19 protein-coding genes are annotated in these 14,539 nt (G+C 60.8%); 11 read left to right on the top strand and 8 right to left on the bottom strand.

Translation table 11 applies throughout. The features are described from left to right. Nucleotides 1-2: 2 nt before the first annotated feature. From ACP3TA_RS20700 to flgA, 5 genes are all read right to left on the bottom strand, one after another. A complete protein-coding gene (locus tag ACP3TA_RS20700) occupies nucleotides 3-305 on the bottom strand; it encodes a helix-turn-helix domain-containing protein (protein WP_015378258.1) in 303 nt (100 codons plus the stop codon). Next, a complete protein-coding gene (locus ACP3TA_RS20695; protein ID WP_047574752.1) occupies nucleotides 298-672 on the bottom strand; it encodes a type II toxin-antitoxin system RelE/ParE family toxin in 375 nt (124 codons plus the stop codon). Before ACP3TA_RS20695 ends, ACP3TA_RS20700 begins: the two co-directional genes overlap by 8 nt. 229 nt (nucleotides 673-901) lie before the next feature. After that, nucleotides 902-1,336, bottom strand: coding sequence for a flagella synthesis protein FlgN (locus ACP3TA_RS20690; RefSeq protein WP_033650863.1), 435 nt, complete (start codon nucleotides 1,334-1,336; stop codon nucleotides 902-904). Between the two features lie 40 nt (nucleotides 1,337-1,376). Beyond that, nucleotides 1,377-1,688 carry a flagellar biosynthesis anti-sigma factor FlgM gene (gene flgM, locus ACP3TA_RS20685; RefSeq protein WP_426784416.1) on the bottom strand — a complete coding sequence of 104 codons (312 nt, stop codon included), beginning with the start codon at nucleotides 1,686-1,688 and terminating at the stop codon, nucleotides 1,377-1,379. A gap of 129 nt (nucleotides 1,689-1,817) precedes the next feature. Next, complete coding sequence (flgA, locus tag ACP3TA_RS20680; protein WP_033650864.1) at nucleotides 1,818-2,471, bottom strand: flagellar basal body P-ring formation chaperone FlgA; 654 nt, start codon at nucleotides 2,469-2,471, stop codon at nucleotides 1,818-1,820. Nucleotides 2,472-2,631: 160 nt separating this feature from the next. On the opposite strand from flgA, the gene flgB reads away from it, so the two are divergent. From flgB to flgL, 11 genes are all read left to right on the top strand, one after another. Next, nucleotides 2,632-3,045 (top strand): flagellar basal body rod protein FlgB, encoded by a 414-nt coding sequence (gene flgB / locus ACP3TA_RS20675; RefSeq protein WP_033643526.1) that lies wholly within the window; start codon nucleotides 2,632-2,634, stop codon nucleotides 3,043-3,045. A 5-nt stretch (nucleotides 3,046-3,050) separates the two neighbouring features. Then, entirely contained in the window at nucleotides 3,051-3,455 is a 405-nt protein-coding gene (gene flgC, locus ACP3TA_RS20670) for a flagellar basal body rod protein FlgC (protein ID WP_004934826.1), read from the top strand. A 12-nt stretch (nucleotides 3,456-3,467) separates the two neighbouring features. After that, nucleotides 3,468-4,145, top strand: a complete 678-nt coding sequence (gene flgD, locus ACP3TA_RS20665; RefSeq protein ID WP_033643523.1) for a flagellar hook assembly protein FlgD — start codon at nucleotides 3,468-3,470, stop codon at nucleotides 4,143-4,145. Between the two features lie 54 nt (nucleotides 4,146-4,199). Further along, nucleotides 4,200-5,423, top strand: a complete 1,224-nt coding sequence (flgE, locus tag ACP3TA_RS20660) for a flagellar hook protein FlgE (RefSeq protein WP_033643522.1) — start codon at nucleotides 4,200-4,202, stop codon at nucleotides 5,421-5,423. 12 nt (nucleotides 5,424-5,435) lie between these two features. After that, nucleotides 5,436-6,191 (top strand): flagellar basal body rod protein FlgF, encoded by a 756-nt coding sequence (locus tag ACP3TA_RS20655; protein ID WP_033643521.1) that lies wholly within the window; start codon nucleotides 5,436-5,438, stop codon nucleotides 6,189-6,191. 18 nt (nucleotides 6,192-6,209) lie between these two features. Next, nucleotides 6,210-6,992, top strand: a complete 783-nt coding sequence (flgG, locus tag ACP3TA_RS20650; RefSeq protein ID WP_004934819.1) for a flagellar basal-body rod protein FlgG — start codon at nucleotides 6,210-6,212, stop codon at nucleotides 6,990-6,992. Nucleotides 6,993-7,075: 83 nt separating this feature from the next. Then, complete coding sequence (flgH, locus tag ACP3TA_RS20645; RefSeq protein WP_004934817.1) at nucleotides 7,076-7,777, top strand: flagellar basal body L-ring protein FlgH; 702 nt, start codon at nucleotides 7,076-7,078, stop codon at nucleotides 7,775-7,777. Between the two features lie 10 nt (nucleotides 7,778-7,787). Further along, a complete protein-coding gene (locus ACP3TA_RS20640) occupies nucleotides 7,788-8,888 on the top strand; it encodes a flagellar basal body P-ring protein FlgI (protein ID WP_004934816.1) in 1,101 nt (366 codons plus the stop codon). Continuing rightward, nucleotides 8,888-9,832 carry a flagellar assembly peptidoglycan hydrolase FlgJ gene (gene flgJ, locus ACP3TA_RS20635; RefSeq protein WP_033643520.1) on the top strand — a complete coding sequence of 315 codons (945 nt, stop codon included), beginning with the start codon at nucleotides 8,888-8,890 and terminating at the stop codon, nucleotides 9,830-9,832. The genes ACP3TA_RS20640 and flgJ overlap by 1 nt, the downstream gene beginning before the upstream one ends. A gap of 206 nt (nucleotides 9,833-10,038) precedes the next feature. Continuing rightward, entirely contained in the window at nucleotides 10,039-11,688 is a 1,650-nt protein-coding gene (gene flgK / locus ACP3TA_RS20630; RefSeq protein ID WP_033643519.1) for a flagellar hook-associated protein FlgK, read from the top strand. Between the two features lie 59 nt (nucleotides 11,689-11,747). Next, the gene (gene flgL / locus ACP3TA_RS20625; RefSeq protein ID WP_033643518.1) at nucleotides 11,748-12,707 is read left to right on the top strand and encodes a flagellar hook-associated protein FlgL; all 960 of its coding nucleotides are present in this window, start codon (nucleotides 11,748-11,750) and stop codon (nucleotides 12,705-12,707) included. Between the two features lie 272 nt (nucleotides 12,708-12,979). On the opposite strand, the gene sra is transcribed toward flgL, so the two are convergent. From sra to fliQ, 3 genes are all read right to left on the bottom strand, one after another. Next, the gene (gene sra, locus ACP3TA_RS20620) at nucleotides 12,980-13,114 is read right to left on the bottom strand and encodes a stationary-phase-induced ribosome-associated protein (RefSeq protein ID WP_004934807.1); all 135 of its coding nucleotides are present in this window, start codon (nucleotides 13,112-13,114) and stop codon (nucleotides 12,980-12,982) included. A gap of 354 nt (nucleotides 13,115-13,468) precedes the next feature. Then, nucleotides 13,469-14,251 (bottom strand): flagellar biosynthetic protein FliR, encoded by a 783-nt coding sequence (gene fliR / locus ACP3TA_RS20615; protein WP_033632754.1) that lies wholly within the window; start codon nucleotides 14,249-14,251, stop codon nucleotides 13,469-13,471. 2 nt (nucleotides 14,252-14,253) lie between these two features. Next, the gene (gene fliQ / locus ACP3TA_RS20610; protein WP_004934803.1) at nucleotides 14,254-14,523 is read right to left on the bottom strand and encodes a flagellar biosynthesis protein FliQ; all 270 of its coding nucleotides are present in this window, start codon (nucleotides 14,521-14,523) and stop codon (nucleotides 14,254-14,256) included. Between the last annotated feature and the right edge of the window lie 16 nt (nucleotides 14,524-14,539).

Raw genomic sequence — 14,539 nt, 5'->3', positions numbered from 1 at the left:
GATCAGGCCAGAATTTGCAGGCCGTTGCGTTCCACCAGCGTCAGCAGTTTCATCGCGGCGGAGTTCGGTTGCGCTTCGCCGCGCTCCCATTTCTGCACCGCCTTTTTGCTGACGTTGAGATACAGCGCAAACACCGGCTGACTGACGTTTTCCCGTTCGCGCAACGCGCGGATCTCGGCCGGCCCGAACTGCTTCACCGGCCGCAGGCACAGCATGTCGAAAGTGCGCATGGTCACGTCGTCGACGAAACCGGCGCGGTGCAGGCCCTGAACTTCCTGGTGGATCTCGGCAAGAATTTTACTCATCGCTTAGCCTCCGTAACTCCCTGTTGTTGACCAGCTGGTAGAGTCTGAATGGCGAATAATCCAGATACAGCGCAGCCAGATGTTTCAATCCCTGTAACTCATCCGCACTGATGTTTTCTCTCTCGCTTTTGGCAAAGCCGCGCATAAAAAACAGGCGGTCTTCATCGCGAAAAACGATCAGTACCCGATAGCCGCCACGTTTGCCCGCACCAGCCCGAGCGATGCGCTTTTTGTCTACGCAACCGCCAAGATTGGCGTCGTACAGCTGATGTTGCATCTCTTGCGCCGCTTTCACTATCGTGGCGTCGCTAATGCGCTCGCGTGCGGCAAAACCCTGAAAGGTTTTGGTGAGATAAATGTCGACCATTCGCTCTCCCTGCGAATCTATACCCGTTAAGGGTATATTTCAAGTGGTTTAAAAATAACCACAGGGTGACAAGCGGCCAAAGGGAAAGAAACAGCCAAATTCACGCCATGCGCAGCCTGGCGCAAAGCCTTAAGTGAATTCAAAGAGTAATAGGGTGAAAATGTGACGGGATGCGCAGAAGTCGGTTAACGCATGCCCGGTGATAGGCTCACCGGGCAAATGAGTCAGGTCAGACGCCGATTTTTCTGCCGAGCAGGCTGCCGGCGTGCGACTGGCCGTCCGGGCCATACAGCGATTTGTTGTTTTTGCTGAGGATGGCCAGCGCCTGAGCGTTATGGTCGATCTGCTGATTGAGCAGCAGGCCGTTGTGCTGGTTCTTTTCGCGCAGCGTTTGGCTCAGCAATTGAACGCGCTGCCAACGGTCGGCCAGGGGAGCGTGGCTGGCATAGGGCGCGCGTTGCCCGCAGGTTTTTTCCTGCCCCAGGCGCTGTTGCTCGAGGTAGGCGACCGTCGCCAGCAGTTGGCTTTTGGCATCGGTTACGCGCTGCAAGGCCACGCCCGGCAGCTGGCCGGAGCATAACAGATCGTGCTCTTCTTCCAGCACGCCATTGAGCGCCTGCAGCGTTTCCAACAGTTTGTCCAGCAGTTGTGCCAGCTTTTCCATAGTGATGACTTATCCTTTACCGCTACCCGCCGCCGCGTTGTCAGTCGCGTCCGGCGATCCATTGAACATCGCTCTGCGCGTCTTGCAGCAGTGCGTCGGCGATTTTGCCGGCGTCCATCTTCAGTTCACCGTTGCGGATCGCCTGCTTGATGGCCTCGACCCGGCCCATATCGATATCCTGGGTGCCCGGCTGCATCAGGCGCGCCTGCGCCTCGCTCAGTTTGACCTGCGTACCGCTGACGGCGGTTTCGGCCACGGCGGCCTTATGCGGCTGGAGCGGGTTGTCGGCCGGGGTTTCACGCGGTTGCACAGTGGAAACCGGCTGTAACCGCTGGGTGCGATCGATACTCATGGTCCATCTCCGTTTACGCCGTGACCGCACTCGGGCGACGACGCTGCAATGAAAGTGTTGCGGCCCTGATGGCCAATAAAATGCTGCTTGATTTGTCTTATCGGCAAGGTTTGCGGAACCTTTACTTTTTTATAACGTAATGCGAATCGCGCCGTCGTCCCCGACCACGCCACTGACGATTTGCCCGGACGCCATGCGCACGCGCACGCTGTCTTCGGCGGCGGCGTTGTTCATCGCCTTGCCCGCGCCGCTAATGCTGAATCCTTCGCCCTGTGCATTGACCTGCACCGGTTGCCCGGCCTTGATAATCCAGGCCCGGCGCAGCATGGCGAGGGTCAGCGGCTGGCCGGGGCTGATGTTGCGCAGGCTGACGGCGCCTAACGCTTTGCCCGCTTCGGTCAGCGCGCGCGGCGGCAGGGTATCGAGCCGACCTTCTTTCAACGTCAGGTCCGCCGCCGTCAACCGGCTGCCGGCGGTGATGCCGCGCGCCGAAACGAGATAGCGGCCGAACACCTGCACCTGCGTCTGGATAAAACGCCGCTCCTGGCCACAGCGCGCCGAAATGCTGACGTTGCCGCCGATCCGCGCGTTGGGCGGCAGCGACAGCTGCGGCAGTTCGCAAGCGGGCCATTGGTTCGGCGGCGTGCGCACCCGCACTTTTACCTGTACCGGTTCGCCGCTGAACTTGCCTTGGATGAAGCTTTCGATTTGCGTCGCCAGATCGTCGGCGCGCGCGTTCAGACTGCACAGCAGGCCGATAAGCAGCAGCATTTTACCTTTCATCGTCATCTTCTCAAGCTTCATCGGGATACGCGTAAGTGTACCCGCAGCGCGCGCAGGCTAAGCAGATAAATAGCGCCCCATTTTGCGTTTATTCCCGCGATAGGGTAGCGCGGGGGGCGTTTATGCTGTCGACTCCAAATTCTAACCTCGCGGAGGGAGCATGCTCGACAAACTGGACGCGGCTCTGCGCTTTGGCCAAGAGGCGCTGAACTTGCGCGCCCAGCGGCAGGAAATTCTGGCCGCCAACATCGCCAACGCAGACACACCGGGTTATCAGGCGCGGGATATCGATTTCGCCAGCCAATTGAACAAAGTGATGGAGCAGGGGCGCGTCAGCGGCAACGGCATGGCGCTCAACCTGACGGCGGCGCGCCATATCCCGGCGCAGACCCTGCAGCCGCCGCAGCTCGATCTGCTGTTCCGGGTGCCGGATCAGCCGTCGATGGACGGCAACACGGTGGACATGGATCGCGAACGCACCAACTTTGCCGATAACAGCCTGAAATATCAGACCGACCTGACGCTGCTCAACGGTCAGATCAAAGGGATGATGTCCGTACTGCAACAAGGATAAGGCGCATGTCTTTACTGAATATTTTTGATATCTCCGGCTCGGCGTTATCGGCGCAATCCCAGCGCATGAACGTCAGCGCCAGCAACATGGCCAACGCCGACAGCGTGACCGGCCCGGACGGCGAACCTTACCGCGCCAAGCAGGTGGTGTTCCAGGTCGCAGCGGCGCCGGGACAGCCGACCGGCGGCGTGCGCGTTGCCCAGGTGGTGGACGATCCGGCGCCCGAGCGTCTGGTGTATCAGCCGGGCAACCCGCTGGCGGACGCCAAGGGGTATGTGCGCATGCCGAACGTCGACGTAGTGGGGGAAATGGTCAACACCATCTCCGCTTCCCGCAGCTATCAGGCCAACGTCGAGGTGCTCAACACCACCAAGTCGATGATGATGAAAACCCTGACGCTGGGTCAGTAACCGGAGGTTCCCATGGCTATCGCCCCAACCACGAACGAGTCGTTGGACAATACCGTCATCGGTAACAACAGCAAAAATACCAACAGCCAGGATCTGCACAACAGCTTCCTGACGCTGCTGGTGGCGCAGTTGAAAAACCAGGACCCGACCAATCCGATGCAGAACAACGAACTGACCTCGCAGCTGGCGCAGATCAACACCGTTCAGGGCATCGAAAAACTCAACACCACGCTGGGGTCGATCTCCGGTCAGATCAACAGCAATCAGTCGCTGCAGGCCACCGCGCTGATCGGCCACGGCGTGATGGTGCCGGGCAGCAACATTCTGGTCGGCAGCAAGGACGGCAAAGTCAGCACCACGCCGTTCGGCGTGGAACTGGAGCGCGCCGCCGATCAGGTAACCGCCACCATCACCAACGCCAGCGGGCAGGTGGTGCGCACCATCGAAATCGGCGGTCTGACCGCCGGCGTGCATGCCTTCACCTGGGACGGTTCGCTGGATGACGGCTCCACCGCGCCCGACGGCGCCTACAAAGTGGCGATTAACGCCAAAGGCAACGGCGAGCAGTTGGTGGCGCGCAGCCTGCACTTCGGCCTGGTGAACGGCGTGATCCGCGACGGCAACGGCGCCAAGCTGGATCTCGGTCTGGCGGGCAACGCCACCCTGGAAGACGTGCGACAGATCTTATAACCCTAAGCATCAGGCTCAATCGGACGATAGCCTGACCACTATTCGGAGAATAACATGGCCTTTTCTCAGGCAGTCAGCGGCTTGAACGCGGCAGCAACCAACCTGGACGTGATCGGTAACAACATCGCCAACTCCGCGACGGCGGGCTTCAAATCCGGCAGCGTCTCCTTTGCCGACATGTTCGCCGGTTCACAGGTCGGTCTGGGCGTCAAAGTGTCCGGCATCACCCAGAACTTCAAGGGCGGCACCACCACCGGCACCAGCCGTTCATTGGATGTGGCCATCAACGGCAACGGCTTTTTCCGCATGCAGGATAAAGACGGCGGCATCTTCTATACCCGCAACGGCCAGTTCAAGCTGGACGAGAACCGCAATCTGACCAACATGCAGGGTCTGCAGCTGACCGGCTATCCGGCGGCCGGCTCCCCGCCGACCATTCAGCAGGGCGCCAACCCGGTGCCGCTGAGCATTCCTGAAGGCATGATGAACGCGAAAGCGTCCACTTCCGGCCAGATGGTCGCCAACCTGATGTCGACCCATAAGGTGCCGGAAAACAAGACCTTCGATCCGACCAAACAGGACAGCTACAACTATACCAATACCATCACCGCCTACGACTCGCTGGGTAACGCGCACAACATCAACGCTTACTTCGTGAAGACCGAAGACAATAAATGGCAGGTCTACACCCAGGACGGCAGCGCAGCGCCAGTGAACGCCGGCACCATGGAGTTCAGCACCAGCGGTACCCTGGTGAAAACCACCAGCACCAACGGCGCGCCGGGCGAGTTCAGCATGGTGATCCCGATGACCGCCAAAGACGGCGCGCCGGCGCAAAACTTCACCCTGAGCTTCGCCGGCAGCATGCAGCAGAACGTGAGCAGCGACTCGGTGAGCAAGGTATCGCAGGACGGTTATGCCGCCGGTGAATACACGGGCTATCAGATCAACAACGACGGCACCATCGTGGGCGTCTACTCCAACCAGCAAACCCAGCTGTTGGGCCAGATCGTCATGGCTAACTTCTCCAACCCGGAAGGGCTGGCGTCGCAGGGCGATAACGTTTGGCAGGAAACCGGCGCGTCCGGCCAGCCGCGCGTCGGTCTTGCGGGCGGCGGCGGCTTAGGCAAGCTGACCAGCGGCGCGCTGGAGTCTTCCAACGTCGATCTGAGCCAGGAGCTGGTGAACATGATCGTCGCACAGCGTAACTATCAGTCCAACGCCCAGACCATCAAGACGCAGGACTCCATTCTGCAGACGTTGGTTAGCCTGCGCTAATAGGGTCGAGTTATGGATCACGCGATTTATACCGCGATGGGCGCGGCTCGCCAAACGCTGGAGCAGCAGTCCATTACCGCCAACAACCTGGCCAACGCGTCGACGCCGGGCTTTCGCGCTCAGCTCGCCGCGCTGCGCGCGGTGCCGGTTGACGGGCCGAGCCTGGCGACGCGCACATTGGTGGCCGCGTCGACGCCGGGCGCCGACATGAGCCAGGGGGCGCTGAACTATACGGCGCGCCCGCTGGATGTGGCGCTGCAGCAGGACGGTTTCCTGGCGGTGAGCCTGCCGGGCGGCGGTGAAGCCTATACCCGCAACGGCAACATCCAGATCTCCTCCACCGGGCAGTTGACGGTGCAGGGGCTGCCGGTGATGGGCGACGGGGGGCCGATCGAGGTGCCGCCGTCGGCGGAGATCACCATCGCCGCCGACGGCACCATTTCGGCGCTGAACGCCGGCGATCCGCCGAACACCATCGCGCAGATCGGCCGCCTGAAGCTGGTGAAAGCCGACGCGCGCGAAGTGATGCGCGGTGACGACGGGCTGTTCCGCCTGACGCCGGAAACCCAACAGCTGCGCGGCAATCAGTTGCAAAACGATCCGCAGGTGCGGGTGATGCCCGGGGTGCTGGAAGGCAGCAACGTCAAGCCGATGGAGACCATGGTCGACATGATCGCCAACGCCCGCCGTTTTGAAATGCAAATGAAGGTCATCCACAGCGTGGATGAAAACGAACAGCGTGCCAACTCACTGCTCTCAGTGAGCTAAGCAGCAAGGAAATAACCGATGATTCCATCCTTATGGATTGCCAAAACCGGTCTGGACGCGCAGCAGACCAACATGGACGTGATCGCCAACAACCTGGCGAACGTCAGCACCAACGGCTTCAAACGCCAGCGTGCGGTATTTGAAGATCTGCTGTACCAGACCATGCGTCAGCCGGGGGCGCAGTCCTCCGAGCAGACCACGCTGCCTTCCGGTCTGCAGATCGGCACCGGCGTGCGTCCGGTGGCGACCGAGCGGCTGCACAGCCAGGGCAACCTGTCGCAGACCAACAACAGCAAAGACGTCGCCATCAAGGGGCAGGGGTTCTTCCAGGTGATGTTGCCGGACGGCACCCAGGCCTACACGCGCGACGGCTCGTTCCAGATCGATCAGAACGGCCAGTTGGTCACTTCCAGCGGTTTCCAGGTGCAGCCGGCGATCACCATTCCGGCGAACGCGCTGTCCATCACCGTCGGCCGCGATGGCATCGTCAGCGTCACCCAGCAGGGGCAAACCGCCGCCCAGCAGGTGGGCCAATTGACGCTGACGACCTTTGTCAACGACAGCGGTCTGGAGAGCGTGGGCGAGAACCTGTATCAGGAAACCGAAAGCTCGGGCGCGCCGAACGAGAGCACGCCGGGGCTCAACGGCGCCGGTCTGCTGTATCAGGGCTACGTGGAGACCTCCAACGTTAACGTGGCGGAAGAGCTGGTCAACATGATCCAGACTCAGCGCGCTTACGAGATCAACAGCAAAGCGGTATCGACTTCCGATCAGATGCTGCAAAAGCTGACGCAACTGTAATCTGTCATTGACGGGCCCGGCTTGCCGCGCCCGTCATTCTCTTTCGTGAAACAAAGGCGATACCCGTGGTAACCACATATTCGATGGCAATCCTGCCGCGGCAGGGACAACGCTGGCTGGCGGGAATGGTGATGCTGACGCTGAGCGGCTGCGCTTATATTCCGCATAAACCGCTGGTGGACGGTGCGACCACGGCGCAGCCCGCGCCGGCCAGCGCGCCGATGCCGAACGGCTCGATCTTCCAGACGGTGCAGCCGATGAACTACGGCTATCAGCCGCTGTTCGAAGACCGCCGTCCGCGCAACGTCGGCGACACCCTGACCATCGTGCTGCAGGAAAACGTCAGCGCCAGCAAGAGCTCCTCCGCCAATGCCAGCCGCAACGGCGCCAGCAAGTTCGGCGTCGCCACCTCGCCGCGTTACCTTGACGGCCTGTTGGGCAATGCGCGCGCCGATATGGACATTTCCGGCGACAGCACCTTCGGCGGCAAGGGCGGCGCCAACGCCAACAACACCTTCAACGGCACCATTACGGTGACGGTCAACCAGGTGCTGGCCAACGGCAACCTGCACGTGGTGGGGGAAAAGCAGATCGCCATCAACCAGGGCACCGAATTCATTCGTTTCTCCGGCGTCGTCAACCCGCGCACCATCAGCGGCAACAACTCGGTCACCTCGACGCAGGTGGCGGACGCGCGGATCGAATACGTCGGCAATGGCTATATCAACGAAGCGCAGACCATGGGCTGGCTGCAGCGCTTCTTCTTAAATGTTTCACCGTTCTAAGGATTGACTGATGCTGAAAAAATGGTTTATCGCGCTGTGCGTCGGGCTGGTGTGCTTGCCGGCGGCGGCGGAGCGCATCCGCGATCTGGTGACGGTGCAGGGCGTGCGAGACAACGCCCTGATCGGCTACGGCCTGGTGGTGGGGCTGGACGGCTCCGGCGACCAGACCATGCAGACGCCGTTCACCACCCAAAGCCTGAGCAACATGCTGTCGCAGCTGGGCATCACCGTGCCGCCGGGCACCAACATGCAGCTGAAAAACGTGGCGGCGGTGATGGTGACCGCCAAACTGCCGCCGTTCTCGCGCGCCGGGCAGAACATCGACGTGGTGGTCTCATCAATGGGTAACGCCAAGAGCCTGCGCGGCGGCACCTTGCTGATGACGCCGCTGAAAGGCGTGGATAACCAGGTCTATGCGCTGGCGCAGGGCAACGTGCTGGTCGGCGGCGCGGGCGCGGCGGCCGGCGGCAGCAGCGTGCAGGTCAACCAGCTGGCGGGCGGGCGCATCAGCAACGGCGCCACCATCGAGCGCGAACTGCCGACTACCTTCGGCAGCGGCGGCGTGCTCAACCTGCAGCTGAACGACGAAGACTTCACGCTGGCGCAGCAGATCAGCGACGCCATCAATCGCCAACGCGGCGGCGGCACCGCGACGCCGCTCGACGCCCGTACGATCCAGGTGCTGGTGCCGCAGGGCAACAGCTCTCAGGTGCGCTTCCTGGCGGAGATTCAAAACATCACCGTCAACGTCGGCGCGATGGACGCCAAAGTGATCATCAACTCGCGCACCGGGTCGGTGGTGATGAACCGCGATGTGATCCTCGATTCCTGCGCCGTCGCTCAGGGCAACCTGTCGGTGGTGGTCGATCGGCAGAACACCGTCAGCCAACCGACGACGCCGTTCGGAGGCGGCCAGACGGTGGTGACGCCAAACACCCAGATCTCGGTGCAACAGCAGGGCGGGTCGCTGCAGAAGGTGAACGCCAGCGCCAACCTGAACAACGTCATTCGCGCGCTGAACGCGCTGGGCGCCACGCCGATCGATCTGATGTCGATCCTGCAGGCGATGCAGAGCGCCGGCTGCCTGCGCGCCAAGCTGGAAATCATCTGATGGCGGGCGATCTGATGGCGATGTCGGGCGCGGCCTATGACGCCCAGGCGCTGAACGGCCTGAAGCGCGACGCGGCGGCCGACCCGCAGGGCAACCTCAAGCAGGTGGCCCAGCAGGTGGAAGGCATGTTCGTGCAGATGATGCTGAAAAGCATGCGTTCCGCCTTGCCGCAGGACGGGGTGTTGAGTAGCGATCAAACGCGGCTCTATACCTCGATGTACGATCAGCAAATCGCCCAGCAGATGTCGCAAAAAGGGCTGGGGCTGGCCGACATGATGGTCAAGCAGATGAGCAACGCCAACGCGGTGCCGAGCGAAACTGCGGGCATGTCGCCGATGGCGCTGGACAACGAGGTGCTGCAAACGCTGCCGAACCAGGCGCTGGAGCAGATGGTGCGCCGGGCGATGCCGAAAGCCCCGCCGGCCGCCGCGCCGCTGTCGCTCAACAACGGCAACTTCGTCGCTCGTCTGTCGATACCGGCGAAGGTCGCCAGCCAGCAGAGCGGCATTCCGCATCAGCTGATCGTCGCGCAGGCGGCGCTGGAATCCGGCTGGGGGCAGCGCGAGATCCCAACCTCAGACGGCACGCCGAGCTACAACCTGTTCGGCATCAAGGCCGGCGGCAGCTGGAGCGGGCCGGTGACGGAGATCACCACCACCGAGTTCGAACAGGGCGCGGCGAAGAAGGTGAAGGCGAAGTTCCGCGTTTACGGGTCGTACGTCGAAGCGATCGCCGATTACGTCAAACTGCTGACCAACAACCCGCGCTACGCCGACGTGGCCGCCGCGCGCAGCCCGGAGCAGGCGGCGCATGCGCTGCAGCGCGCCGGGTACGCCACCGATCCCCAGTACGCCAGCAAGTTGGTCAGCGTGATTCAGCAGATGAAGAGCGCGGGGGAACAGGCGGTGAAAGCTTACACCCACGATCTGAAAGATTTGTTCTAAATCCCCGTCATTCTTGACGCCGCTGCGGCGCCAATTATTTAGGGGGTAGGCGGCAATGGAGGCTCGCTGGATGCTGACCGCATTGCCGCTTTTTTTCCTCAAGTTCTTCTCATTTTTGCCGATAACCGAAACAGGCTGAGCGAACAGGCTCAGCAGCTCAATTAAGAACCCTGTGGGCCACCGGCGCCGCAGCATAAGGAATTCCGATGTCCAATAGCTTAATCAATACCGCGATGAGCGGGCTGAATGCGGCTCAGGTGGCGCTCAGTACCGTCAGCAACAACATCTCCAACTACAACGTGGCGGGCTACAACCGTCAGACCGCGATCCTGGCGCAGAACGGCGGCATGGCCACCATGAGCGGCTTTATCGGCAACGGCGTGACCGTCACCAGCGTTAACCGCGAGTACAACCAGTTCATCACCAACCAGCTGCGCGGCGCGCAAAGCGCATTCGGGGCGCAAAACGCCTATTACGAGAAGATTTCGCAGATCGACAACCTGTTGGCGAGCAAGACCAACCCGCTGTCGACCAACATGCAGGATTTCTTTACCAACCTGCAGAACCTGGTGAGCAACGCCGGTGACGACGCCGCGCGCCAGACGGTGCTGGGCAAGGCCAACGGCCTGGTGAACCAGTTCAACAACACCGATAAATTCCTGCGCGACATGGACAACGGCGTCAATCAGCAGATCAGCGATACGGCGCAGCAGATCAACAGCTACGGCCAACAGATCGCCAAGCTGAACGATGAGATCACCCGTTTGCGCGGCAGCGCCGGCGGCGAACCGAATGCGTTGCTGGATCAGCGCGATCAGCTGGTCACCGAATTGAACCAGCTGGTGGGCGTACAGGTCACGCAACAGGACGGCGACGCCTATACCGTTTCCTTCGCCAACGGTTTGACCCTGGTGCAGGGCAGCAATACGTATCAGGTGGAAGCCGTGCCTTCCAGCAGCGATCCTTCCCGTCTGACCATCGGCTATAACCGCGGCAACGGCGCCAGCGAAGTGCCGGAAGGCCAGATCACCAGCGGCACGCTGAGCGGCGTGCTGAAATTCCGCAGCGAAACGCTGGACGGCGTGCGCAATCAGCTGGGCCAGTTGGCGCTGGCGATGGCGGACAGCTTTAACCAACAGCATCGCGCCGGCTTCGATCTGAACGGTGACGCGGGCGGCGACTTCTTCAGCTTCAGCGGCGGCCGAGTGGTGGATAACACCCGCAACACCGGCGACGCGTCGCTGTCGGTCTCTTACACCGATACCGGCAAGGTGAAGGCCAACGATTATCGCGTCGAGTTCGACGGCAGCAACTGGCAGGTCAGCCGCCTGCCGGACAACGTGAAAGTTAACGCGACGCCGGGCACCAGCGCCGACGGTAAACCGACGCTGAACTTCGACGGGTTGGAAGTGAGCATCGACGGCAATGCGCAGGCCAAAGACAGCTTCACCGTGAAACCGGTCAGCGACGTGGCGGGCAACCTGAAAGTGGCCATCACCGATTCGTCCAAGATCGCCGCCGCCGGTAAAGACGACAGCGGCCGCGGCGATAACGAGAACGCCAAGAAACTGCTGGATCTGCAAACCAAAAACCTGGTGGACGGCAAAGCGACCCTGAGCGGCGCTTACGCCGGCATCGTCAGCGGCGTCGGCAACCAGACCGCCGCCGCCAAGGCCATCGCCACGTCGCAGGCCAAAATCGTCACCCAACTGGGCGCGCAACAGCAGTCGATGTCCGGCGTCAACCTTGACGAAGAGTACGGTGAACTGCTGCGTTTCCAGCAGTACTACATGGCCAACGCGCAGGTGATTCAGACCGCCAGCTCGCTGTTCGACGCGCTGCTGAACATTCGTTGATTTCATTGTTAATCGGCGCCGATAACGGCGCCGGTCGCTCAGAGTAAGGAACCCACAGCATGCGCATGAGTACCGGCATGATGTACCAACAAAACATGAACGGCATCACGGGCAACCAGTCGCTGTTCATGAAGGCCGCCGAGCAGCTTTCCTCCGGCAAGCGAGTGATCAACCCGTCCGACGATCCGTTGGCGGCGTCGCGCGCGGTGATGCTGTCGCAGTCGCAGGCGGAAAACAGTCAATACACGCTGGCGCGCACCTTCGCCCGTCAGAACGTGTCGATGGAAGAAACGGTATTGGCCGGCGCGACCTCCACCATCGCGGACATGAAGGCGTTGATCGTCAACGCCGGCGGCACCGAAAGCGATAACGATCGCCAGTCGCTGGCCACCCAGCTGCAGGGGTTGAAAGATCAGCTGCTGAACCAGGCCAACAGCACCGACGGCAACGGCCGCTATATGTTCGGCGGGTATGTGAACGACAAGGCGCCGTTCGTCGACAACGGCGGCACCGTCAGTTACCAGGGCGGCGACAAGACGGTTGAGCAGAAAGTGGACGCCAACCGCACCATGACCATCGGCCATACCGGCAACGCGGTGTTCATGTCGTTGACCAGCAATCCGAAGCCCGAGCCGGACGGCAGCGCGCCGGTCAGCAACGTATTCGAGAGCATTGATATTGCGCTGAACGCGCTGAAAACCCCGCTGCAGGGCGCCGACGAGGCCACCAAGCAGCAGGTGAACGATGCGCTGGCGAAAGCCAACCGCGGTCTGGACAACTCCTACAACAACGTGCTGAGCGTGCGCGCCGAGCTGGGCAGCCAGCTGCAGGAGATGGATCAGTTGGACAGCATCGGTAAAGAGCGTGACATGACCAATCAGATCCAGATGAGCGCGCTGACGGATGCCGACCTGGCCGAGTCTATCTCGTCCTACTTCATGCAGCAGGCGGCGCTGCAGGCGTCGTACAAAACCTTCAGCGATATGCAGGGCATGTCGTTGTTCCAGATGAATCGTTAAGAGCAATACCCCGTTGCCTGACCGCGACGGGTTTCCCTTTAGTGCGCTTAGAAAACGCCTTCTCCGCCCCGCGGGGAGGGAGGCTTCTTGAAACCGGGCGCACTCGTTTGGCGCGTCGCTCGTTCTCCCACTACTGACTGAGTGACGCGCCTTTTTTTCATCAGGGAAGAAATAATACGATTGTCACCCCTGTTTAATGCGCGATGACATTATTGAAATCAGCGGTGGAAAAATCACGATGGATATTATTTCCCTGACGATAAATATCGGTGCTATTTCTTTTTCTTCACCACTTTCCATTTTTCACCGGCGGCCGTTTCGCTGATGGCAACTTTAAATTTGTTGCTTTTCCAGTGGGCCATGCCGAATAATCGGCGTGCTTTGCGGTTGCTTTTCGCTTTAATCATGATCTCGCTCCTGTAGTTAGCAAAGGTCGATGCTGCGCCCTGCAACCGGCAGGCTGCCGGACGCATTTATTCAGGGTGTAAGTTATCTGCCGCGCATTTAACTCTGCGTGGCTGCGTTATTTTATTCTTCTCTAACCAATAAGTTTATATTATCGCTGCGGGTGACTGATGGGGTGCGGGCGATATTTTTCTACCGGGTCTATTTTAGGTTGGGGTTTTATTTATTCAAGCCGCCGGAGACATTTGAACCTTAATCCGGATAAAAGACGTTTCTCAGGCTTTTGTCCCAAGAAAGCGTTTTTATTGCCATTTTGTCTCAGGCGGAAGAGGGGGAAAGGAAGGAGCCGCAGGGGCTCAGAAGGTCATGCCGCCGATCACCGCCGCCAGTCGATCGAAGATTTCACCGAACAGGTGCTCACAGAACGGCGCCAACATCGGCATCATCATACCCAGCGTCATGATGCCGAAGGTCATGGTGACCGGGAAACCGATCACGAAGACCGACAGCTGTGGCGTCATGCGGTTGAGTAGGCCGAGCGCCATGTTGAGCGTCAACAGCAGGCAGATCAGCGGCAATGCCAGCATCATGCCGTTGATGAAGATCAGCGAGCCGACCTGAGTCAACACCAGGAAGCCGTTGCCGTTCAGCGGCTGCGTTTGGATCGGCAGGGTATGGAAGCTGTCCGCCAGCAGCGAAATCAGCCACAGATGGCCGTCAAAGCTGAGGAACAGCAACATCGCCAGCAGGTTGAGCAGGCGCGCCAGCACCGGCATGTTCGGGCCGCCGCTGGGATCGAAGAAAGTGGCGAACGACAGTCCCATCTGCATGCCGATCACTTCCCCCGCCAGGCGCACCGCCGCGAAGGCGAACTGCATGGTCAACCCCAGCGCCACGCCGATCAGAATCTGCTGAATCGCCAGCCACAGGCCGGCGGCGGAGAAGATGGGGATATTGCTGGCGGGCAGCGTCGGCGCAATCAGGATGACGATCAGCCCGCCAAGGCCGATTTTGACCTTTTTGCTGATTTGTTTTTCGCTGAATATCGGCGCGGTGCTTATCAGCGCCAGAATGCGCAGCAGCGGCCAAAAGTAGTGGCTGAGCCAGACGGTGAGCTGGGCGCTGTCGAAAGTGAGCACGGTCAGCCGATCAGGGTAGGCAGGTTGCTGAACAGGGTGCGCATGTAGTCCAGCAACAGATTCAACATCCAGGGACCGGCGATGATGATGGTGGCCACCACCGCCAGAATTTTAGGGATGAACGACAGCGTCATTTCGTTGATCTGGGTGGCGGCCTGCAGCAGGCTGACGACCAGGCCGCTGATCAGCGCCGCCAGCAGCAGCGGGGCGGCCAGCGCCAGCGCGACTTTCATCGCCTCGGTGCCGAGCGCCATAACCGATTCAGGTGTCATCTCGCTTTCTCCGGTC

It is taken from the genome of Serratia sp. 2C06, assembly GCF_050037615.1.
Lineage (GTDB): Bacteria > Pseudomonadota > Gammaproteobacteria > Enterobacterales > Enterobacteriaceae > Serratia > Serratia ureilytica.
This window is presented reverse-complemented; position numbering and strand designations above follow the sequence as displayed.